Annotated in this window: 22 protein-coding genes; 11 read left to right on the forward strand and 11 right to left on the reverse strand. The window is 70.6% G+C overall.

The genetic code is table 11. From position 1 onward, the window contains the following. Nucleotides 1-5 precede the first annotated feature (5 nt). A complete protein-coding gene (locus ABZX11_RS44775; protein ID WP_354924814.1) occupies nt 6-752 on the reverse strand; it encodes a hypothetical protein in 747 nt (248 codons plus the stop codon). Further along, nucleotides 752-1240: a SigE family RNA polymerase sigma factor gene (locus ABZX11_RS44780; RefSeq protein ID WP_354924816.1), complete on the reverse strand. Its 489-nt coding sequence runs from the start codon at nt 1238-1240 to the stop codon at nt 752-754. The genes ABZX11_RS44775 and ABZX11_RS44780 overlap by 1 nt, the downstream gene beginning before the upstream one ends. Before the next feature lie 157 nt (nt 1241-1397). Here ABZX11_RS44780 and ABZX11_RS44785 point away from each other — a divergent pair, with 157 nt between their 5' ends. The 3 genes from ABZX11_RS44785 to ABZX11_RS44795 are packed head-to-tail and all read left to right on the forward strand — an operon-like array spanning nt 1398 to nt 4026. Next, complete coding sequence (locus tag ABZX11_RS44785; protein WP_354924818.1) at nt 1398-2231, forward strand: CPBP family intramembrane glutamic endopeptidase; 834 nt, start codon at nt 1398-1400, stop codon at nt 2229-2231. After that, nucleotides 2228-3370, forward strand: coding sequence for a histidine kinase (locus ABZX11_RS44790; RefSeq protein ID WP_354924820.1), 1143 nt, complete (start codon nt 2228-2230; stop codon nt 3368-3370). Before ABZX11_RS44785 ends, ABZX11_RS44790 begins: the two co-directional genes overlap by 4 nt. Beyond that, nucleotides 3367-4026: a response regulator transcription factor gene (locus tag ABZX11_RS44795; protein ID WP_354924822.1), complete on the forward strand. Its 660-nt coding sequence runs from the start codon at nt 3367-3369 to the stop codon at nt 4024-4026. The genes ABZX11_RS44790 and ABZX11_RS44795 overlap by 4 nt, the downstream gene beginning before the upstream one ends. A gap of 41 nt (nt 4027-4067) precedes the next feature. Here ABZX11_RS44795 and ABZX11_RS44800 read toward each other — a convergent pair whose 3' ends face one another. Next, the gene (locus ABZX11_RS44800; protein ID WP_354924824.1) at nt 4068-5567 is read right to left on the reverse strand and encodes an MFS transporter; all 1500 of its coding nucleotides are present in this window, start codon (nt 5565-5567) and stop codon (nt 4068-4070) included. A gap of 118 nt (nt 5568-5685) precedes the next feature. Between ABZX11_RS44800 and ABZX11_RS44805 the strand changes: the two genes are divergently transcribed. Continuing rightward, complete coding sequence (locus tag ABZX11_RS44805) at nt 5686-6351, forward strand: TetR/AcrR family transcriptional regulator (RefSeq protein WP_354924826.1); 666 nt, start codon at nt 5686-5688, stop codon at nt 6349-6351. 51 nt (nt 6352-6402) lie between these two features. Here ABZX11_RS44805 and ABZX11_RS44810 read toward each other — a convergent pair whose 3' ends face one another. Next, nucleotides 6403-6597, reverse strand: coding sequence for a PspC domain-containing protein (locus tag ABZX11_RS44810; protein ID WP_176172951.1), 195 nt, complete (start codon nt 6595-6597; stop codon nt 6403-6405). 231 nt (nt 6598-6828) lie between these two features. Here ABZX11_RS44810 and ABZX11_RS44815 point away from each other — a divergent pair, with 231 nt between their 5' ends. Then, the gene (locus ABZX11_RS44815) at nt 6829-7719 is read left to right on the forward strand and encodes a hypothetical protein (RefSeq protein WP_354924829.1); all 891 of its coding nucleotides are present in this window, start codon (nt 6829-6831) and stop codon (nt 7717-7719) included. On the opposite strand, the gene ugpC is transcribed toward ABZX11_RS44815, so the two are convergent. The 6 genes from ugpC to ABZX11_RS44845 all read right to left on the reverse strand — a co-directional run bounded on the left by ugpC (nt 7716) and on the right by ABZX11_RS44845 (nt 14107). After that, complete coding sequence (gene ugpC / locus ABZX11_RS44820; protein ID WP_354924831.1) at nt 7716-8897, reverse strand: sn-glycerol-3-phosphate ABC transporter ATP-binding protein UgpC; 1182 nt, start codon at nt 8895-8897, stop codon at nt 7716-7718. The genes ABZX11_RS44815 and ugpC overlap by 4 nt on opposite strands. A gap of 4 nt (nt 8898-8901) precedes the next feature. Continuing rightward, nucleotides 8902-9741: a carbohydrate ABC transporter permease gene (locus ABZX11_RS44825; protein WP_176172953.1), complete on the reverse strand. Its 840-nt coding sequence runs from the start codon at nt 9739-9741 to the stop codon at nt 8902-8904. After that, complete coding sequence (locus tag ABZX11_RS44830) at nt 9741-10712, reverse strand: sugar ABC transporter permease (protein ID WP_176172954.1); 972 nt, start codon at nt 10710-10712, stop codon at nt 9741-9743. The genes ABZX11_RS44825 and ABZX11_RS44830 overlap by 1 nt, the downstream gene beginning before the upstream one ends. After that, entirely contained in the window at nt 10709-12031 is a 1323-nt protein-coding gene (locus ABZX11_RS44835) for an ABC transporter substrate-binding protein (protein WP_176172955.1), read from the reverse strand. Before ABZX11_RS44835 ends, ABZX11_RS44830 begins: the two co-directional genes overlap by 4 nt. A 241-nt stretch (nt 12032-12272) precedes the next feature. Then, the gene (locus ABZX11_RS44840; RefSeq protein WP_176172956.1) at nt 12273-12794 is read right to left on the reverse strand and encodes a general stress protein; all 522 of its coding nucleotides are present in this window, start codon (nt 12792-12794) and stop codon (nt 12273-12275) included. Between the two features lie 116 nt (nt 12795-12910). Then, the gene (locus ABZX11_RS44845) at nt 12911-14107 is read right to left on the reverse strand and encodes an acyl-CoA dehydrogenase family protein (RefSeq protein WP_176172957.1); all 1197 of its coding nucleotides are present in this window, start codon (nt 14105-14107) and stop codon (nt 12911-12913) included. A gap of 140 nt (nt 14108-14247) precedes the next feature. Between ABZX11_RS44845 and ABZX11_RS44850 the strand changes: the two genes are divergently transcribed. Then, a complete protein-coding gene (locus tag ABZX11_RS44850; protein WP_176172958.1) occupies nt 14248-14664 on the forward strand; it encodes a DUF4190 domain-containing protein in 417 nt (138 codons plus the stop codon). A 37-nt stretch (nt 14665-14701) separates the two neighbouring features. Then, nucleotides 14702-15352: a DUF4190 domain-containing protein gene (locus ABZX11_RS44855; RefSeq protein WP_354924834.1), complete on the forward strand. Its 651-nt coding sequence runs from the start codon at nt 14702-14704 to the stop codon at nt 15350-15352. Here the strand turns inward: ABZX11_RS44855 and ABZX11_RS44860 are convergent. Continuing rightward, entirely contained in the window at nt 15349-16242 is an 894-nt protein-coding gene (locus ABZX11_RS44860; RefSeq protein ID WP_176172960.1) for a slipin family protein, read from the reverse strand. The genes ABZX11_RS44855 and ABZX11_RS44860 overlap by 4 nt on opposite strands. A 92-nt stretch (nt 16243-16334) precedes the next feature. Between ABZX11_RS44860 and ABZX11_RS44865 the strand changes: the two genes are divergently transcribed. From ABZX11_RS44865 to ABZX11_RS44880, 4 genes are read left to right on the forward strand one after another with little or no spacing between them, the layout of a single operon-like run. Then, nucleotides 16335-17246: an aminoglycoside phosphotransferase family protein gene (locus ABZX11_RS44865; protein WP_354924836.1), complete on the forward strand. Its 912-nt coding sequence runs from the start codon at nt 16335-16337 to the stop codon at nt 17244-17246. Between the two features lie 10 nt (nt 17247-17256). Continuing rightward, complete coding sequence (locus tag ABZX11_RS44870; protein ID WP_354924838.1) at nt 17257-18534, forward strand: CBS domain-containing protein; 1278 nt, start codon at nt 17257-17259, stop codon at nt 18532-18534. Beyond that, nucleotides 18527-19027: a DUF1003 domain-containing protein gene (locus ABZX11_RS44875; protein ID WP_354924840.1), complete on the forward strand. Its 501-nt coding sequence runs from the start codon at nt 18527-18529 to the stop codon at nt 19025-19027. The genes ABZX11_RS44870 and ABZX11_RS44875 overlap by 8 nt, the downstream gene beginning before the upstream one ends. A 10-nt stretch (nt 19028-19037) precedes the next feature. Continuing rightward, the gene (locus tag ABZX11_RS44880) at nt 19038-20183 is read left to right on the forward strand and encodes a P-loop NTPase (RefSeq protein ID WP_354924842.1); all 1146 of its coding nucleotides are present in this window, start codon (nt 19038-19040) and stop codon (nt 20181-20183) included. Nucleotides 20184-20330: the final 147 nt, after the last annotated feature.

Here is a 20330-nt window from a genome sequence, read left to right on the forward strand (position 1 = left end):
GCACGTCACAGCGGGAAGTCCAAGCCCGGGGTCAGCGCCAGCAGCCGCACCTGGTCGAGGGTCAGCGTCGGCTCCGAGCGCTGCTTCGGGAGCCGGACGCCCGTCTGCGACAGCACGCCGCTGTTGGTCGACCAGAACTGCACGTGCGCGTTCGGCGCGGCCAAGCCCACCCGGTTGGTCACGATGTCACCCGAGCGCAGCGTCGACAGCCACAGCAGGCCCGCAGGCGTGGTTTCCGTGCGGCAGACGAGCTGCTCCGGGTCACCGCACTTCGGGCCACCCCCGCCGCCGGGCAGGATGAGGAAGTACACCGAGCCCGTCCCCCGCGCGTCGGTCACCCGGACGCCCATGTGGAACACCGCGTCCTGCGGGTGGGGCCCGGCGGGGTCGGCGATCAGGTGGAACGGGTCCGCCGGCGGCGTCTCGCCGGGGATCGTCAACCGCGAGATCTGCGCTTCGGGCGGCAGCAGCGCGCGCACCGCCCGCCCGACCAGGCAGCTCAGCCGCTCGACCAGCGCCGTCCGCGTGTCCGTGCCGCCCGGGCACGGCGTGCTCGCGATTTCGCCCCGGTGCGGCAGCACCACCACCGCCAGCGCGAGGGCCAGCACGACCACGCACACCGCGACCGCGCCGGTGACCAGGTGCTGCCGGCGCGCCCGGCGGGCCGCCGCCAGCACCGCGTCGCCGGACAGCCCGAGCGGCGGCTCGCCCTCGGTCACGTAGGCCGTCAACGCCGTCCGGACGTCCTCCATCACGACTCCTCCGCCGTCGGCGCCGGCAGGGCCGCGCGCAAGGCCTCGACCCCGCGGGCCGTCTGGGACTTGACCGTTCCTTCGGCGACCCCGAGCAGCGCCGCCACCTCGCTCACCGGCAGGTCTTCGAGGAACCGCAACACCACCATCGCCCGCTGCCGGGGCGTCAGCCCGGCCAGCGCCCGCTCGACGTCGAGCCGCAACGACGAGTCGCGGCCCGGCGGCGACGCCCGCTCCGGCACCGAGGACGTCACGTACTCCCGGCCGGAAACCCGCCGCCCGGCCAGGAACAGGTTCAGCAGGATCCGGCGTGCGTAGGCGTCGACCGTGCCCGGCCGGACCCGCCGCCAGCGCCGGTACAGCTGCACGAACATGGCCTGGACCAAGTCTTCGGCCGCGTGCCAGTCCCCGCAGAGCGCGAACGCCACCCGGCGGAACCGCTGGACCCGCGCGGAGAAGTACTCGCTGAATTCGACGTCCCTGGCCACGTCCTTATTAGGGCGCCGGGCCCCCGAAAGGTTCAAGCGTCCCCCGTGCGAGCTACCCGCGGGTGCCCACTCGATGGTGACGATTCGCCGCCGCCGGATCCCTAGCGTTCTTCCCAGGCCGCGGGGCTTCCGCCGCGGGAAAGGCGAAGGGGTTCTCATGAGGTTCGTGTGGCAGCTGCTGGCGGTGGCGGCGGTGGCGTTCGCGGGGCAGCTCTGCGTTGCCGCGGTGGACGGGAACCCGTGGCTGACCTTGTTGTTCGGCGGCCTGACCGCCGTGCTCGCGGTCTACGCCTACCGCTGGGTGGTGCGGAAAACCGAGCAGCGGCCGGTCACCGAGCTGGCCGGGCCGGGGGCCCGGAGCGCGCTCGGCCGGGGGACGCTGGTCGGGATCGCCCTGTTCGCGGCCGTCATCGCGAACATCGCGTTCGTCGGGGACTACGAGATCCGCGGCTGGGGCAGCGTGCCGGGAGCGCTCGGGCTCGTCGGCTTCATGGCCGCCGCCGCGGTGACGGAGGAGCTGCTGTTCCGCGGCATCCTGTTCCGGTTCGTCGAGAAGTGGACCGGCACCTGGCTCGCCCTGGTGCTGAGCGGGCTGGTGTTCGGCCTGATGCACCTGTTCAACGAGCACGCGAGCCTGTGGGGCGCCCTCGCCATCGCCATCGAGGGCGGCGGCCTGCTGACTTCGGCGTACATCGCGACGCGCAAGCTGTGGCTGCCGATCGGCCTGCACTTCGGCTGGAACTTCGCCGGGGCCGGGATCTTCGGCGCGGTGGTCTCCGGCCAGGGTGCCTCGCAGGGGCTGCTGGACGCCGTCACGTCCGGGTCGCCGCTGCTCACCGGCGGCGACTTCGGTCCGGAGGGCAGCCTCTACTCGGTGCTGTTCTGCTTCCTGGCGACGGGCGTCTTCCTGCGGCTGGCCCACCGGCGCGGCCGGCTGGTGCCCCGGCGCCGCGAAGAGCGCACCGCTGACGTCACTACACTTCCCGCGTGATCGAGCACCGGGCGGCACTGGCGCGGTGGCGCCGGCTGGACGTCGTGATCCGTGATCTGCCCCTCGGGCTGCTGTTGCTGGCCGGGTCGTTCCTGCCCGTGCTCCAAGGCCACGGGACGCAGGTCGGCGGCGTGCCGGACCGGCCGTTCGACGCGCTGGCCGTCCTCGTGGTGGCCGTCGAAAGCCTGCCGCTCGCCGTGCGACGGCGGTGGCCGGCGGTGAGCCTGACGCTGGTGGCGCTCGGCTTCGCCGTCGACCAGCTCCTCGGCTACCACACGGTCGCCGCCGCCGGGCTCGGCTTCGCGCTGGTGAGCGCCGGCGCCCACCTCGAACGGCTCCGGCGCACCACCGTGGCCGTGCTCTCGGTGGCGTACGCGGTGCTGGCGATCGCCCTCTCCCGGCTCGGCTCGGAGCCGATCTCGGAGTTCGTGACGTTCTATCTCCTGCTGGCGTTCGCGTGGGGCATCGGGGCGTGGCTGCGCCGGACCCGCGCCGCCGAAGCCCGGCACCGCCGCCGCGTCGCCGAGGACACCCGGGCCGCCGAACGCACCACCATCGCCCGCGAGCTCCACGACGTCGTCACCCACCACGTGACGGCGATGGTCGTCCAGGCCGAAGCGGCCCGGTACCTGACGGCCGCGCCCGAGCGGCTGGACCAGACCCTGACCGCGATCACCGACACCGGCCGCCGGGCCATCACCGACCTGCGGCACCTGCTGGACCTGCTGAACCCCGACCACGGCACCGAAGTCGGCCGTCCGTCGCCCGGCGGGCTGCTTTCGCTCGTCGAGCAGGCCCGCCAGGCCGGTCAGCCGGTGGAGTTCACCGAGGACGGCACGCCCGCGGAGTCGGCGGGCAGCGCCGACCTGGTGGCCTACCGGGTCGTGCAGGAGTCGCTGACGAACGCCCTCAAGCACGCCCGGGGCAGCCGGACGTCGGTCGAAGTGCACCACGGGGACCGGGAAATCGCGGTGGCGGTCAGCACGAACGGGGCGGCGAGCGCCTCCCCCGGCGGCAGCGGCCGCGGGCTCGCCGGGCTCCGCGAGCGGGTCGCCGTCCTGGGCGGCGACTTCAGGGCGGGCCACGACGGCGGCGGATTCGCCGTGCGCGCCCGGATCCCGACGGGGAACCCGACGTGAGCGCCCCGATCCGGGTCCTGGTCTGCGACGACCAGATGCTGATCCGCACCGGCCTGGTGACGATCATCGGCGCCCGGCCGGGTTTCGAGGTGGTCGGCGAGTGCGGCGACGGCCGCGCGGCGGTCGACCTCGCCGCCCGGCTGCACCCGGACGTCGTGGTGATGGACGTGCGCATGCCGGTGCTCGACGGCATCGAGGCCACCCGCCTGCTGGCCGGAGCGGGGGTCCCGCACCCGGTCAAGGTGCTGGTGCTGACGACGTTCAACCTCGACGAGTACGTCTACGAGGCCCTGCGCGCCGGGGCGAGCGGCTTCCTGCTCAAGGACGCGCCCCCGGACCGGCTGCTGCACGGCATCCGCACGGTGGCCACGGGTGCGGCCCTGCTGGACCCGGAGGTGACCCGCCGCCTGGTCGGCCGGTACGGCGCCCGGATCCGGCCCGCTTCGGACGCCGCCCCGCAGGTGCCGCTGACGCCTCGCGAGCTGGAGGTGCTGCGCCTGCTGGCGGACGGGTTGTCCAACAGCGAGATCGCGGAACGGCTGGTGATCAGCCAGGAGACGGTGAAGACGTTCGTCTCCCGGATCCTGACGAAGCTGGACCTGCGCGACCGCGTCCAGGCGGTGGTCTACGCCTACCGGCACGGGCTGGTGACGTGACCGGGCTTCGCGGCGAAGCCCGGTCACGCCACCAGGAACTGCTACATGTGCACGGCGCCCGGCGCCGCTTCGCCCTTCGGGACGCCCGGGCGCAGCAGCAGGGCGGTGATCACCGCGCCGGCCACGTAGATCACCGCGGCCCAGGTGAACGCCGTCGTGTAGCTCTCGATGGCCGCCTCGGCCGCCAGCTGGGGCGTCGGGGTCTTGCCCTCGATGAAGGCCGCGGCCGCGTTGCCGGCCAGCGTCGACAGCAGCGCCGTGCCGATCGAACCGCCGACCTGCTGCATCGTGTTCACCGCCGCCGACGCGACACCGGCGTCGTGCGCCTCGACACCGAAGGTCGCCACGCTCATCGCCGGCGCCATCGCCAGGCCGATGCCGAAGCCCATCACCAGCAGCGGGCCGAGGACGCCGGAGGCGTACGTGCTGCCGAGACCGATGCCGCTCAGCCAGAACAGACCCGCGGCCGCGATCGCCATGCCCGTCGGCACCAGCGGCCGCGGGCCGAACCGCGGCAGCAGGACCGCCGTCGCCGTGGTCGCCGCCAGCATCAGCGTCGCCACCATCGGCAGGAAGCCGACGCCGCTCTGGATCGGGGTGAACTGCAGATTCTGCTGCACGTAGAACGTCAGGAACAGGAAGATCGCGAACATCCCGATGGCGAGCAGGAACATCGCCAGGTACGAGCCGCCGCGGTCGCGGTCGAGCAGCACGCGCAGCGGCAGCAGCGGGTGCGCGACGCGCTGCTGCAGCCAGGTGAACACGCCCAGCAGCACCACGCCGGCGGTCAGGAAGCCCCAGACCGACACCGACGACCACGAGTCCGACTCGGCGTTCGCGAAGCCGTAGACCAGCGCGAACAGCCCGGCTGACGCGGTGATCGTGCCCGGCAGGTCGAGCTTCGGCCGCGGGCCGTCGTCCTTCTGGTTGCGCAGCAGGACCGAGCTGCCGGCGAAGGCGATCACGGCGAAGATGATGTTCACGAACATGCACCAGCGCCAGTCGAGGTACTCGGTGAGCACGCCGCCGAGCAGCAGCCCGACCGCCGCGCCGCCACCGCCGATGGCGCCGAACACGCCGAACGCGCGGCCGCGCTCCTTCGGGTCGGTGAACGTCGTGGTCAGCAGCGAAAGCGTGGCGGGCGCGAGCAGCGCGCCGAACACACCCTGGGCCGCCCGGGCGACCAGCAGCATCTCGATGTTGGTCGCCGCGCCGCCGAGCGCGGACACCGCGGCGAAGCCGGCCAGGCCGACGAGGAGCGCGTTTTTGCGGCCGAAGAGGTCCGCGAGCCGCCCGCCGAGCAGCAGGAGGCTGCCGAAGGCGAGCGCGTAGGCGGTGACGACCCACTGCCGGGCGTCGTTGGAGAAGCCCAGGTCGAGCTGGGCCGACGGCAGCGCGATGTTCACGACGGTCGCGTCCAGCACGACCATCAGCTGCGCGATGCCGATCATCACCAGGATCAGCCAGCGTCTGGCGTGGTGGGGGTTCCCGGCGGCGCGCGTGTCCCCCGACGGCGCGACGGCGAGTGTGGATTCGGACATGGATGTCCCTCACAGATCGTGATCACAAGACTATGTGGAGTAGGTATCTCCCCTTACCCGACCCAAGGTACACAAGAACTGGAGATGCCGCCTCTACTTCACGAGCTAGACTGGACCCATGGCACGGGACGCTGGTCCCGCCGCACCGGCGCGGCCGCTGCGGCGTGACGCTGAACTCAACCGCCGTCGCATCCTCGCGTCGGCCCGCGAAGTGTTCGGCCAGCGCGGGCTCGAAGCCACGCTGGACGACATCGCCCACCACGCCGGCCTCGGCGTCGGCACGGTCTACCGCCGCTTCCCCAGCAAGGAACACCTGGTCGAGGCCATGTTCGCCGAGCGGATGGAAGAAATCGGCGACCTCGCCGTCGAGGCGCTGAAGGCCGAAGACGCCTGGCAGGCGTTCGTCGACTTCACCTGGCAGGCGGCCGAGCTGCACTCCGCCGACCGGGGGCTGCGCGAGATCATGCTGTCCAACCAGTTCGGCCACGACCACGTCGCCGAAAAGAAAGCCCGCATGGTGCCGTTGATCACAAAGCTCATCGAGCGGGCCCAGGCGGCAGGCGGCCTGCGGCCGGACTTCGCGCCTTCGGACATGGCGATGGTGCACATGATGGTCGGCTCGGTGGTGGAGTTCACCTGCGCGGTGGACCCGGACCTCTGGCGGCGTTCCCTCACCATGCTGCTCGACGGGCTCCGCGCCGAGCCCGGCAAGCCGTCGGTGCTGCCGCACCCGCCGCTGAGCGAGCGCGAAGTCGACGAAGCGATGTCCTGCTGGCGCCCCTGAGGCACCGCAGTGCGCCGGTGATCGCTGCGGATCACCGGCGCGTCGGACACCTCACTCGGACGGGATGACCGCCCACAGGATCAGGTAGGCCACGAACTGCGGCCCGGGCAGCAGGCAGGACAGCACGGCCAGCAGCCGGACGGTGCCGGGCTTCATGCCGTACCGCTGGGCCAGGCCCGCGCAGACGCCGCCGATCATGCGGCCGTGGCGCGGACGGGACAGCCGTCGTGTGACCGGTGCGCTCATCGTCGTTCCCTTTCCTCGAAGTCGATACCTCCACTTCACCACCGGAGTACCCGCTTCCGCATCGCTCACGGGAAGGATCTCTCCCCTAGGGGACGGCGAAGACGAAAATCGTTCAAGAAACCCGGGCAAAACCGCCTGAGCTGCCCGTTCGTGCCGGGCACCTGGGAAAAGAATGAGAGATGTCCCCGTCAGGGCTGGTTTTTCGGCGCGATGCGGCGATACTTGCACCCCGTGTACCCGCGTCCGAAAAGCTTGGCCGTCGCGATGTTCTGCGCCCTCCTCGCCGGGGGCTGCGCCACCACCCAGGCCGCGCCCGAGCCGGATTCCGGGCCCACCCCGCTGACCGCCTCCGCCGCGCTCGGCGACTTCGGCAGCATCGACTTCTGCAGCCTGCTGGCCGTGCCCGGGGTGACCGAAGCCGTCCCGACGTTCGAAAGCTGCCGCGCCCAAGCCGGTCCGCGCACGATCACCGTCGGGCCGCTCGCCTTCGACGCCGACCCGAACCTCAAGCCCTACGAGAACTACCCCGGCTCGGTGCCCGACGGCGTGGCGATCCAGCAGTCGATGTTCAACGACCGCAGCGCCTGCACCCGCGCGATCACCTTCGCCGACGGCAACCGGATCGACCTGTCGGTCACCGACGGCACCGGCGACCAGGAGGCCCGCTGCGGCGTCGCCGACGCGGCCGTCCGCTCGGCGTTGACGGCGATCACCCGGCACCAGGTCGGGCGGCTGACGTTCCCGGACCGCTCGTGGGGCCGGGTGGCTCCGTGCGTGCCGCTCGACAACCACGACCTCGACGCCGCGGCCGGCCCGAACAGCCAGCCGACGACCGGCCTGTCCGGGCACAGCTGCATCCGCGGCAAGGTGAGCTTCCGGCTCACCGTGGAGACGACGGAACCGGCCGTCCCGGCGGAAAAAATCGGCGGCCGCGACGCGCGCGTCCGCGTCGCCGGCGCGTTCTGCCTGGTCGACACGACCCAGCCCGCCCCGGGCCTGCCGGGCCACCGGGAACTGGCGGAGATCAGCGTCGTCGAAACCGCGGGCACCGCGGGCGACGGCACGTGTGCCCTCGCCCGCGGTGCGGCCGGCTCGATCTTCCCCCGCCTCCCGGCGGCCTAGTCCTCGTAGGTGAGGTTCCTGCCGTTCGACGGGTCGAACAGCTTGATCTTGTCCGCGTCGTACCAGACTTCGAGGTCCGCGTTCTCCTTCGCCGACGACTCCGCCGACAGCCGGGCCACGATCTGGGACTCCGCGCCGGGGACGTCGGACGAACCGCTGTCCGCGGCCAGCTCCGCGAGTTCCTCGGACGTCGCCGTCTCGCCCTCCAGGGTGAAGTGGGCGAACTTCTCCGAGCCCATCGACTCCAGCACGTCGATGTGCGCGGTGAAGGTGGCGCCGCCTGCCTTCTGGCCGGCTTCGACGAGTGCCGCGTCCTCGAAGTGCTCCGGCCGGATGCCGACGATGACCTCGCGGGGCGCGTTCGCCCGCTCCACCAGCTGCCGGACGCGGTCGGTGAGCGGTGTCGTGCCGAGAGCACTGCGCAGCTCGTTGTTCTCCAGCGTCGCCGGGACGAAGTTCATCGACGGCGAGCCGATGAACCCGGCCACGAACAGGTTCGCCGGGTTGTCGTAGAGGAACTGCGGCGAGCCGATCTGCTGGACGTAGCCGGCCCGCAGCACCACGACCCGGTCGCCCAGTGTCATGGCCTCGGTCTGGTCGTGCGTGACGTACAGCGTCGTCGTGCCGAGCTGCTTCTGGATCTTCGACACCGACGTGCGCATCTGGCCGCGCAGCTTGGCGTCCAGGTTGGACAGCGGCTCGTCCATCAGGAACGCCTTGGGGCTGCGGACGATCGCCCGGCCCATCGCGACGCGCTGGCGCTGGCCACCGGAGAGGTTGGCCGGCTTGCGGTCCAGGTGCGCGGTCAGGTCGAGGATCTTCGCGGCCTCCTCGACCTTCGCCCGCACCGTCTTGTCGTCGACCTTGGCCAGCCGCAGCGGGAAGGCCATGTTCTCCCGGACGCTCATGTGCGGGTAGAGCGCGTAGGACTGGAACACCATCGCGATGTCCCGGTCCTTCGGCGCCTTCTCGTTGACGCGCTGGCCGTCGATGCGGAGCTCGCCGGAGGAGATGTCCTCCAGGCCGGCCACCATGTTCAGCGTCGTCGACTTCCCGCAGCCGGACGGGCCGACCAGGATGATGAACTCGCCGTCGGCGATGGTGATGTCCACTTCGGACACGGCGAGGGCACCGTCGGGGTACTTCTTCGACACCTTGTCGAGCACGATCTCTGCCATAGCGCTACCCCTTCACCGCACCGGAGGTCAGCCCCGCCACGATGCGACGCTGGAAGAACAACACGAACACAATGATCGGGATGGTGATCACGACCGCGGCCGCGCACACCTGCCCGGTCGGGTCCTCGAACTGCGAGGACCCGGTGAAGAACGACAGCGCGGCCGGCACCGTGCGCGACGCCGTGGTCGACGTCAGCGAGATGGCGAACAGGAAGTCGTTCCAGCAGAAGATGAACACCAGGATGGCCGTGGTGAACACACCCGGCGCGGCCAGCGGCGCGATCACCCGGCGGAACGCCTGTGCCGGCGTCGCGCCGTCCATCTTGGCCGCCTTCTCCAGCTCCCACGGGATCTCGCGGAAGAACGCCGACAGCGTGTAGATCGACAGCGGCAGCGCGAACGTGATGTAGGGCAGGATCAGGCCGGGCCACGTGTCGAACAGCCCGAGGTTCCGCTCGATGTTGAACAGCGGCGTCACCAGCGACACCTGCGGGAACATCGCGATCAGCAGCGAGAGCCCGACCAGCAGCTGCTTGCCGGGGAAGTCCAGCCGGGCGATCGCGTACGCGGCCATCGTGCCGAGCACCACCGCGATCACGGTCGAGATGATCGCGATGCCGATCGAGTTCACCAGCGCCAGCAGGAACTCCGAGGTCTGGAAGATGTCCGCGTAGTTCTGCCAGGTCCACGACTGCGGGATGAACGCCCCGTCGGTCAGCGTGTCCTTGGTCTTGAACGACAGCGAAATCACCCAGAGCACCGGCACCAGCGCGAACACCAGCACCAGGATGTCGACCAGGCCCCACCTGACCTTGCGGCCCGTCGTGACGGTTCCCATCGTCATCAGCGCTTACCCCCTGTGTCCGAACCGGGTGCGGCCGTGCCGAACACCTTGATGAAGATGAAGGCGATGATCGCCACCGTGATGAAGATCAGCACCGCCATCGTCGACCCGATGCCGAGGTTGAGGCCCTTGACCAGGTTGTCGTAGGTCTGCATCGACACCGAACCGGTGTCCTGCGCGCCGTTGGTGAGCACGTAGATGTTGTCGAAGATGCGGAACGCGTCCAGGGTGCGGAACAGCAGCGCCACCAGGATCGCCGGCTTCATCACCGGCAGCATCACCTTGGTGAACCGCTGCCACGCGCTCGCGCCGTCCATCGCCGCGGCCTTGAGCAGGTCCTCCGGCACCAGCGCCAGGCCGGCCATCAGCAGCAGCGCCATGAACGGCGTGGTCTTCCACACCTCGGCGCCGATGATGATGAACAGCGACGGCCACTGCTCGGTGAGCGGGGCCGCGTCCGAGGCGAGCATGTTCGCCAGGTAGCCGGTCTTCGGCGTCCACGCGTAGTACCACGAGAACGCCGCGACGACCGTGACGATGCCGTACGGGATCAGCGCGACGGTGCGGACCAGGCCGCGGCCGACGAGCGTCCGGTGCATGATCAGCGCCAGCGCCATGCCGAGCACGAACTCGATCGCCACCGACACCACGGTGAGGAACATCGTGGTGCCGAACGCGGTCCACCAGTACGAGCTGGACAGCACGGCCCCGTAGTTGTCGAAGCCGACGAACTCCTGCTGCGCCGGGAACCGCAGGTCGTACCGCTGCAGCGAAAGCCAGAGCGAGTAGAGGATCGGGTAGCCGGTGACCGCGATCATCACGATGAACGCGGGCGCGCACAGCCAGAGCCCGAGCCGCCGCTCGGCCTTCTTCCCTTCGGAGAGGGCGGGTTTGCCCTTCTTGTGCGACGTCGCCTCCCCGGCGACGGTGGCCCCGGCGGCCTCGGCCGGGGTCGAGTCCTGGACGGTCACGGAATCACTCCCTTCGACTGGAGCGCGTCACCGAGCTGCTCGCGCAGCTTGGCCGCGGTGGCCTGCGGGTCGATGTCCGACGGCGGGGAAAGGATCTTCGAGATGACCGTCGAGGCGTTCTGGTACGCCGGGGTCAGCGGGCGCACCGCGGCGGTCTTCAGCGCGGCGAGGATGGCGTCGCGCATCGGGTACTTGCTCGCCATGTTCGGGTTGTCGTCCGACGCCGGCTTGCCCGGGTCGAGCGGAACGTCGTTGTGGTAGACGGATTCGATGCTCGGCGGCACGCCGTCGTTGATCGCGGAGATCTTCTGGCTCTCCGGGCTGCGCAGGCACAGCGCCGCTTCGAAGGCCTCCGGCTTGTGCTGCGAGTACGTGCTCACCGCCAGGTCGAACCCGCCGATCGTGGTCCGGGCGGGCACGCCGGGCGCGGCGGCCGGGTAGACCGCCCACTTGAAGTGCGGGAGGTCCGCCTTCTTGTCCTTGGCGTAGGCGGCGTAGACGTACGGCCAGTTGAGCTGGAAGGCGGCCTGGCCGCGCTGGAACGCCTGCCGGATGTCGTCTTCCTTCATGTTGCTCAGCGACGGGTCGGTGAGCCCGGAGGTCGACACCTTCTTGAGCAGCTCGAGCGCCTTCACCGCGCCGTCGTCCATCACCACGGACTTGCCGTCGTCGGACAGGATGTGCCCGCCCATGGACGCGACCAGCGTGTTGTAGAAGACGACCAGGCCTTCGTACTGCGCGCCGGTGAACACGATCTCGTGCGGCTTGCCCTGGCCCTTGAGCTCCTGGGCCTTCTGCATCATCTCGTCCCAGGTCGCCGGCGGCGTCGGTGTCAGCCGGTCGTCGTACCAGAGCAGCTGGACGTTGGTGTTCTTCGTGGCCGCGTACAGCTTCCCGTTGTGGGTGGCGGTGTCGAGCGGGCCCTGCAGGACACCCTCGGACGCCTCCGCCTTGTTCTTGCCGGTCCACTCCTCGGCCCAGCCGGCTTCGGCGAACTCCGAAACCCACGTGACGTCGAGACCGAGGATGTCCATGGCGGTGTCACCCGCCGCCAGCCGGCGCGCCATCTGCAGCCGCTGGTCGTCCGCCCCGCGCGGGAGCTTGTTGTAGACGATTTCGTACTTGCCCGCCGCCTGCTGGTTGCAGCGGTCGACCACTTTCTGGAAGTTGTCCTCGGGCGACATGTAGATGTTGATCTTGAGCCCGGAACTCGTCGCGCAACCGGCGAGCATGCCGGTCACCAGTGCCCCTGCCCCCAGCAGGACGGCGGTGCGGCCGGGCGACCGTCCCCGTTTGCCCGCGCCGATCCTCTTCCCCATAAGGCCTCCTCACCCGCGTGCACGCCGGTTACCGCGGTACCGGTGGCACCGCGACGCGATGAGGCGAAACCGCGCCAGCACCCCGACGTGCTAGTGCTCGGGCCGCCGCGCTGCAGGGCGAGGCCGCCCGACTGGTGTCGGACAACTTATGCCGGGCGATCACACCCCGCAAGCAGTATCGGTAACGATCCAGCGCACCGCGCGTCGAATCGTGATTCTCCGCTGGTAAAGCAGGGGTTTTTCAGGGGTTCGCGGAGGGCGGTTTGAGGGCCAGCTTGGCCAGCAGTTCCCGGCCCTGTTCGGCCGAGCGCGGCTGGCACAGGACGTCGTAGCGGCCGGCGACGAGCTGGCTCGCCGAGGAGAAGTCCCGGCGGCGGCCACGGGACATGCTGTACCCGATCGCCGCGAACATCAGCCCGGACAGCACCCCGAGCACGACCCCGGTCAGCACCTGCAACGCGAACCCCTGGTTGACGAACAACCCCAGCAGCAGCCCCGCGAACAGGCCGAACCACGCACCGGACACCGCGCCGGTACCGAGCACGCGGCCCCAGGTCAGCCGCCCGATCACGCGCTCGACGAGCATCAGGTCGACGCCGACGATCGTGACGTCGCCGACGGCGAACTCGCTTTCGGCGAGGAAGTCGACGGCCTGCTGGGCCTCGCCGTAGGTCGCGTACGACCCGATCGGCCAGCCGGTCGGCGGGGTCGGCAGCCGCGGCAGCCCACCGGGCGCCCGCCCCCCGCCAAAGGGACTACTCACATCATCACCTGCGCACTCGTTGTCCGGGCGTCCATCTTGTCAAGAACGCCCGGACCGTGCGAGCCGCTTACCCCGAAAGGCCGGGCGGTCGTTTGTCGACAGAGCGACAAAATTCGTCAGGACCGCGATTTGTACTCGCGCAGCAGCCCGCGGCTGATGATGGTCTTCTGGATCTCGCTGGTGCCCTCGCCGATCAGCAGGAACGGTGCCTCGCGCATCAGCCGCTCGATCTCGTACTCCTTGGAGTACCCGTAGCCGCCGTGGATGCGGAAGGCGTCCTGCGTGACCTCCGCGCAGTACTCGGACGCGATCAGCTTGGCCATCCCGGCCTCGACGTCGTTGCGCGCGCCGGAGTCCTTGAGCCGGGCCGCGTTCACCATCATCAGGTGCGCTGCCTCGACCTTGGTCGCCATCTCGGCCAGCTTGAACGCGACGGCCTGGTGCTCGGCGATCGCCTTGCCGAACGTCTTGCGCTGCTGGGCGTACTCCACCGCCAGTTCGAAGGCGCGGATCGCGATGCCGCAGGCGCGCGCCGCGACGTTGACGCGGCCGACCTCGACACCGTCCATCATGTACGCGAAGCCCTTGCCCGGCGCCTCGCCGAGCACCATGTCGGCGCCGATGCGGTAGCCGTCGAAGACCGCTTCGGTCGTGTCGACGCCCTTGTAGCCCATCTTGTCGATCTTGCCGGGGATGGTCAGGCCCGGCGCCACCTCGCCGAAGCCCTCCGGCTTCTCGACCAGGAACGTCGTCAGGTTCTGGTGGGGCTTCTCGGCGCCTTCGTCGGTCTTGACCAGCAGCGCGATCAGGTTGGACGAGCCGCCGTTGGTCAGCCACATCTTCGAGCCGTCGATGACGTAGCCGTCGTCGGTCTTCTTCGCCTTGGTCTTGATGGCCGCGACGTCCGAGCCGAGGTCGGGCTCCGACATCGAGAACGAGCCGCGGACCTCGCCGGTGGCCATCCGCGGCAGGAAGTGCTGCTTCTGCGCCTCGGTGCCGTGGCGGGAGATCATGTGCGCCACGATGAAGTGCGTGTTGATCACGCCGGAGACGCTCATCCAGCCGCGGGCGATCTCCTCGACGACCAGCGCGTAGGTCAGCAGCGACTCGCCGAGCCCGCCGTACTCCTCCGGGATGGTGATCCCGAACAGGCCCATCTCCTTCATGCCCGCGACGATGTCCGCCGGGTAGGTGTCGGCGTGCTCGAGCTCCTGCGCGTGCGGGATGACCTCCTTGTCCACGAACTGGCGGACGGTCGCGAGGATCTCCGACTGCACGTCGGTCAGGCCGGCGGTCTGGGCGAGACGGGCCATCACGGCTCCCTTTCCGGAGTACGACGCCGCTCCCGGCGCTGGGTTACCGGTGAGTATGACCCCAAAGCCGCAACGCTGCTATGAGGGCGCTCACGCTCAGCGGGTCCGGCCCCGTAAAGTGCGGGAAGAGGGGAGAGATCATGAGTTATCCGCAGGATCCGAACAACCCGTACGGCCAGCAGCCGCCCTCGGGTGGCTACCAGCAGCCCGGTTACGGCCAGCCGTCCGGCTACCAGCAGCCCGGCTACGGCCAGCAGTACCCGAGCGGCGGCTACCCGCAGTACCCGGGCTACCCCGGGATGCAGGCCCCGCCGCCGCAGGGCTCCGGGCTCGCGGTCGGGGCGCTCGTCTGCTCGGTCCTCGGCTTCGTGCTGTGCTTCCTGGTCGGCATCGCGGGGATCATCATGGGCCACATCGCCCACGGCAAGGCGAAGCGCGGCGAAGCCGACGGCCAGGGCGTCGCGCTGGCGGCGATCATCGTGGGGTACGTCGGCATCGCGCTCAACATCGGGTTCTTCGCACTCGGGCTCGCGCTCGGCTTCCTCGGCTACGCGTGACACCGCTGGTCGCCCATCCGCATCGAGGGGATCCGTCATGACCGACCCGTCCGGGGACAAGGACCGCCCGGCCGACCCGACCGCGGCCTACGACCCGCCACCGACGGCGGACCCGGCGCCGTACCGGCCGGAGAACTACGACCCGCCGTCGGCCGACGCCACCGTCGCCGAGCCGGTCCCGGCGGACGAGCCTCAAGCCACCGAGACCGTCGCGGCCGAGCCACCGTCCGCTGCGACCGCGGAGCAGCCCGGCGGGCTGCCGCCCGGGTCGTACGAGACGCCGGCGGCCTACATCCCCGGCACGCCGTTCGCGCCGCCGGGGCAGCCGGTCCCGCAGGCCTACCAGCAGCAGCCGTACCCCCCGGCCTACGGCCAGCCGTACGCGGCACCGGCCCCGTACGGGCAGCCCGCGCCGTACGGGCAGCCGTACGCGTCGCCGCGCGCGCAGGACAACGCGCTGGCGGTCGGGGCCCTGGTGTGCTCGATCCTCGGGTTCTGCTCCGGTGTCACCGCGCTCGCCGGGCTCATCATGGGCCACATCGCGCTCGCCAAGACCAACCGCGGCGAAGCGGGCGGCCGCGGGCTGGCCACGGCCGCGGTGATCATCGGCTACGTCGTGATCGCGCTGTGGGTCGGTTTCTTCACCACCCTGATCATCCTGGGCACGAACGGCTACCTGAACGGCTAGTCCGCCGACGGCAGCACCGCGTCGCCGGGGCTGCGCGGCGACGGGGTGGCGTGGCCGTTCACCTCCGGTTTCGCGTCGGTGAGCTCGGCCTCGGGCTCGGGCTCGGCTTCGGCCGGCGGGGCCGCCGGGGCGGCCGGTTTGGCCGTGTGCGCGTCGAGGAACCGCAGCAGCTCCACCGGGAACGGCAGCACCAGCGTCGAGTTCTTCTCCGACGACACCTGCACCACGGTCTCCAGCAGCCGCAGCTGCAGCGCCGAGGGGGTGTCGGCCATCCTCGCCGCGGCCTGCGCGAGCTTGTGCGACGCCTGCAGCTCGCCGTCGGCGGAGATGACCCGCGCACGCCGCTCCCGCTCCGCCTCGGCCTGCCGCGACATCGAGCGCTTCATCGCCTCCGGCAGCGCGACGTCCTTGATCTCGACGCGGTCGATGTGGATGCCCCAGTCCAGCGCCGGGCTGTCGATCATCAGCTCCAGGCCCTCGTTGAGGCGCTCGCGGTTGGAGAGCAGGTCGTCGAGCTCGCTCTTGCCGATGATCGAGCGCAGCGACGTCTGCGCGACCTGGCCGACCGCCGACCGGTAGTCCTGGACGTTGACCGCCGCGACCACCGGGTCGATCACCTTGAAGTAGACGACGGCGTCGACGCGGACCGTGACGTTGTCGCGGGTGATGCCGTCCTGGGCGGGGATCGGCATGGTCACGATCTGCATGTTGACCTTCTGCAGCCGGTCCGCGAACGGCACGAGCACCGTCAGCCCCGGCTCGCGGACCCGCGACCGCACCCGCCCGAACCGGTAGATCAGCCCGCGTTCGTACTGCTTCACGACCCGCACGCTCGACGCCAGCCAGACCCCGCCGGCGAGGACGACGGCGCTGAGAACCTCCACCACCATGACTGCTCCCGGGGTTGCGTTTCCCCTTGAAAGCCCAGCGTACGCCCGCCCGGGAGCTGACGAAATGCACTGGACACAGCGGCCAGGCTGGGGTGGTGACCGATCTTCGCGTTCCCCCGCTGTTCGCCGCCCGCGCGCCGAAGGTCCTCGGGCCGGGGGCCGTCCCGTGGCTGGCCGCCCTGCCGGAGCTCGCCGCGGAGTACGCCCGGAAGTGGAGCCTGGTGTTCGAGGGCGAAGCCATGCACGGCTACGTCGGCGTGGTGCAGCCCGCGCGCCTGCCCGACGGCACGCCGGTGGTGCTGAAGCTGGGCTGGCGCGACGCCGAGTCCGCCGACGAACCGCTCGCACTGTCCACATGGGCCGGTCGAGGAGCGGTGCTGCTGCTGGATTCCGCGCCGGACGAGGGCGTCCTGCTGCTCGAGCGGCTCGACCCCGGCCGCACCCTCGACGACCTCCCGCTGCGCTCGGCGATCCCGCTGATCGGCGGTCTCGCGCGGCGGCTGGCCGTCCCCGCACCGGCAGCACTGGCCCGGCACCTGCGCACCGAGGCGGCGCGGCTGGCCGAGGAACTCCCCCGCCGCTGGGCCGAACTCGGCGAGCCGTTCGAGAAGCGGCTGGTCGACGCCGCCGTCGCGATCTGCCGCGAACTCGGGCCGTCGGCGGGTGACGTGCTGGTGAACGAGGACCTGCACTTCCAGAACGTCCTGGCCGGCACGCGCGAGCCGTGGCTGGTCATCGACCCGAAGCCACTGGCCGGCGACCTCGAGTGGGGCGTCATCCCGCTGTTCTGGAACCGCTTCACCGAGTCCACACTGGACGAACGGTTCGCGCTCATCGTCGCTTCGCACGAACTGGACGCCGAACGCGCTCGCTCCTGGACGCTGGTCCGCGCGGTGCAGAACTGGATCTGGATGGTGGAGGAACAGCTCGAAACGGGCGAAGACAGCGACGACCCGGCCTTCGTCACAGTGGCGGAAATCGCTCCCTGGGCAGCCAGCCGATAGTGTCAGCGGCATGGCCGCGGTCAACAGGGTTTTCGCAGCTCAGCTGTCCGGGTTGCCGGTTTTCGGTCCGGACGGCGAATCGATCGGCCGCGTCCGCGACCTGGTCGCCGGCCTGCGCCTGGACGCGCAGCCGCCGCGGATCCTCGGCTTGGTCGTCGAGCTGGCCACCCGGCGGCGGGTCTTCGTGCCGATGCTGCGGGTCACCTCGATCGAGCCGAGCGCGGTGACGCTCGCCACCGGCTCGGTCAACATGCGCCAGTTCAACCAGCGCCCCAACGAGGTGCTGGTGCTCGGCCAGCTGCTCGACGCGCACGCGACGCTGGCCGGGTCGGGCACCCGGATCACCGTCGTCGACGCCGGGATGGAACCGACCCGCACCCGCGACTGGGTGCTCGCCAAGCTGGCCATCCGCGAGCGGCGGGTCGGGCTGGGCCGCCGCCGCGCCGCGATGCAGGTGCTGCCATGGTCGGAGGTGGCCGGGCTGGGCCTGGCCGACCTGGGCGCCCAGCCCCAGGGCGCGGGCCAGCTGCTGATGCTGTTCGACACGATGCGCCCGGCCGACATCGCCGCGACCGTGCGCGACCTGCCGCTCAAGCGCCGGCACGAGGTCGCCGACGCGATGGACGACGAGCGCCTCGCCGACGTCATCGAGGAGCTGCCGGACGACGACCAGAAGGAGCTGCTGGCCTACCTGGCCGAGGAGCGCGCGGCCGACGTCCTGGAGGCGATGAACCCCGACGACGCGGCCGACCTGCTGGCCGAGCTGGCGCCGGCCGAGCAGAGCCGGCTGCTGGAGCTGATGGAGCCCGAGGAGTCGGCGCCGGTGAAGCGGCTGCTGGAGTACTCGTCGGACACCGCGGGCGGCCTGATGACGCCGGAGCCGGTGGTGCTGACCCCGGACACGACGATCGCCGAGGCGCTGGCCCACATCCGCAACGCCGAGCTGCCGCCCGCGCTGGCGAGCATGGTGTTCGTCTGCCGCCCGCCGACGGCGACGCCGACCGGGCGCTACGTCGGCGTCGTCCACTTCCAGCGCCTGCTGCGGGAGCCGCCGGCCGAGCTGGTGGCCAGCGCCGTGGACACCGGGCTCCCACCGCTGACGCCGGGGGCGTCGCTGGCCGAGGTCACGCGGTACTTCGCGGCCTACAACCTGACCTGCGGGCCGGTCGTCGACACCGAGGACCACCTGATCGGCGCGGTGACCGTCGACGACGTGCTCGACCACCTGCTGCCCGAGGACTGGCGGGAGACCGGGCTGCACGACACCTTGGAGGAAGACCGTGCCTGAGCCGACTTCGGGACGGCGGCTCGACCAGCCCCGCAGCCAGGCCCGGTTCAAGCTGAACATCGACCCGGACTCGTTCGGCCGGTTCACCGAGCGGATCGCGCGGTTCCTCGGCACCGGGAAGTACCTGTTCTGGCAGACGCTGATCGTCGTCGTGTGGATCGTGCTGAACATCACGGCGGTGTCGCTGCAGTGGGACCCGTACCCGTTCATCCTGCTCAACCTGGCGTTCTCGACGCAGGCGGCGTACGCGGCGCCGTTGATCCTGCTGGCGCAGAACCGCCAGGACGACCGGGACCGCGTCTCGCTGGAGGAGGACCGCAACCGGGCGGCCCAGACCAAGGCGGACACGGAGTACCTGGCCCGCGAGCTGGCCGCGCTGCGGCTGGCGATCGGCGAAGTGGCGACGCGCGACTACCTGCGCAGCGAGCTGGACCGGCTGCGGGAGGACCTGGACGTAAAGCCCAAGAAGTCCCGGACGCCTACCGGTACGTAACATGGACGGGGTGACCAGTACGCAGCAGCTCCCCAGCGTCGACGACGTCCGCAGCGCGCTGAAGAGCGTGCAAGACCCCGAGATCCGGAAACCCATCACGGACCTGGGGATGGTCAAGGACGTGGTCGTCGGTGACGACGGCGTCGTGACGGTCGGCATCTACCTGACGGTGGCCGGCTGCCCGCTGAAGGCGACGCTGACCAACGACACGCGCGAGGCGGTTTCGAAGCTGCCGGGCGTGGTGGACGTGCGCGTCGAGCTGGACGTGATGAGCGACGAGCAGCGCTCCGAGCTGCGCAAGTCCCTGCGCGGCGACGCGGCCGAGCCGGTGATCCCGTTCGCGCAGCCGGGCTCGATGACCCGGGTGTACTGCGTGGCCTCGGGCAAGGGCGGCGTCGGCAAGTCGTCGGTGACGGTCAACCTGGCGGCGGCGATGGCCGCGCGGGGCCTGTCGGTGGGTGTGGTGGACGCGGACATCTACGGCCACTCGATCCCCCGCATGCTGGGCGCGCGCGAGAAGCCGACCAAGGTCGACACGATGATCATGCCGCCGCAGTCCCACGGCGTGAAGGTGATCTCGATCGGCATGTTCACCCCGGGCAACACCCCGGTGGTCTGGCGCGGCCCGATGCTGCACCGAGCACTGCAGCAGTTCCTGTCGGACGTCTTCTGGGGCGACCTGGACATCCTCCTGCTGGACCTCCCCCCGGGCACGGGCGACATCGCGATTTCGGTGGCCCAGCTGATCCCCAACGCGGAGATCCTGGTGGTGACAACCCCCCAGCAGGCGGCGGCGGAGGTGGCCGAGCGAGCCGGAGCGATCGCGCTGCAGACGCGCCAGCGAGTGGCGGGCGTGATCGAGAACATGTCGTGGCTGGAGACGCCTTCCGGAGAGCGAATGGAGATCTTCGGCTCGGGCGGCGGCGCCACGGTGGCGGAGTCGCTGTCGAAGTCGATCGGATCGGAGGTGCCGCTGCTGGGCCAGGTCCCGATGGACCCCCGAGTGGTAGCCCAGGGTGACGCGGGCACACCGATCGTCCTGTCCGAGCCGCAGGCACCGGCATCGGTGGTGTTGAGCGACGTGGCAAAGAAGCTGTCGGTAAGGGCACGCGGTTTGGCGGGCATGATGCTGAACGTGACACCGGCCGGCCGCTGAGCGCGCAGCGCACAAAGGAGCTGGGTGGTCATCCCGTCGCCTGAGGCCGTGAAAATCACTTTGAGCCGGGCCCGCAACCGAGAGCGCGAAGTGGGGTCACTACGCAAGCTTGCGGGCCCGGCTCAAAGTGATAGGCCTCAATCAGGC

Origin of the sequence: Amycolatopsis sp. NPDC004169, from assembly GCF_040610315.1 — a bacterium.
In the GTDB taxonomy this organism is placed as follows: domain Bacteria; phylum Actinomycetota; class Actinomycetes; order Mycobacteriales; family Pseudonocardiaceae; genus Amycolatopsis.

Excerpts from the sequence above, each read along its gene's own strand:
- ABZX11_RS44785 (WP_354924818.1), top strand. The coding sequence starts at position 1,398 with ATGAGGTTCGTGTGGCAGCTGCTGGCGGTGGCGGCGGTGGCGTTCGCG.
- ABZX11_RS44860 (WP_176172960.1), bottom strand. The coding sequence starts at position 16,242 with ATGGTGGTGGAGGTTCTCAGCGCCGTCGTCCTCGCCGGCGGGGTCTGG.
- ABZX11_RS44775 (WP_354924814.1), bottom strand. The coding sequence starts at position 752 with ATGGAGGACGTCCGGACGGCGTTGACGGCCTACGTGACCGAGGGCGAG.
- ABZX11_RS44800 (WP_354924824.1), bottom strand. The coding sequence starts at position 5,567 with ATGTCCGAATCCACACTCGCCGTCGCGCCGTCGGGGGACACGCGCGCC.
- ABZX11_RS44850 (WP_176172958.1), top strand. The coding sequence starts at position 14,248 with ATGAGTTATCCGCAGGATCCGAACAACCCGTACGGCCAGCAGCCGCCC.
- ugpC (WP_354924831.1), bottom strand. The coding sequence starts at position 8,897 with ATGGCAGAGATCGTGCTCGACAAGGTGTCGAAGAAGTACCCCGACGGT.
- ABZX11_RS44845 (WP_176172957.1), bottom strand. The coding sequence starts at position 14,107 with ATGGCCCGTCTCGCCCAGACCGCCGGCCTGACCGACGTGCAGTCGGAG.
- ABZX11_RS44810 (WP_176172951.1), bottom strand. The coding sequence starts at position 6,597 with ATGAGCGCACCGGTCACACGACGGCTGTCCCGTCCGCGCCACGGCCGC.
- ABZX11_RS44855 (WP_354924834.1), top strand. The coding sequence starts at position 14,702 with ATGACCGACCCGTCCGGGGACAAGGACCGCCCGGCCGACCCGACCGCG.
- ABZX11_RS44835 (WP_176172955.1), bottom strand. The coding sequence starts at position 12,031 with ATGGGGAAGAGGATCGGCGCGGGCAAACGGGGACGGTCGCCCGGCCGC.
- ABZX11_RS44805 (WP_354924826.1), top strand. The coding sequence starts at position 5,686 with ATGGCACGGGACGCTGGTCCCGCCGCACCGGCGCGGCCGCTGCGGCGT.
- ABZX11_RS44870 (WP_354924838.1), top strand. The coding sequence starts at position 17,257 with ATGGCCGCGGTCAACAGGGTTTTCGCAGCTCAGCTGTCCGGGTTGCCG.
- ABZX11_RS44825 (WP_176172953.1), bottom strand. The coding sequence starts at position 9,741 with ATGACGATGGGAACCGTCACGACGGGCCGCAAGGTCAGGTGGGGCCTG.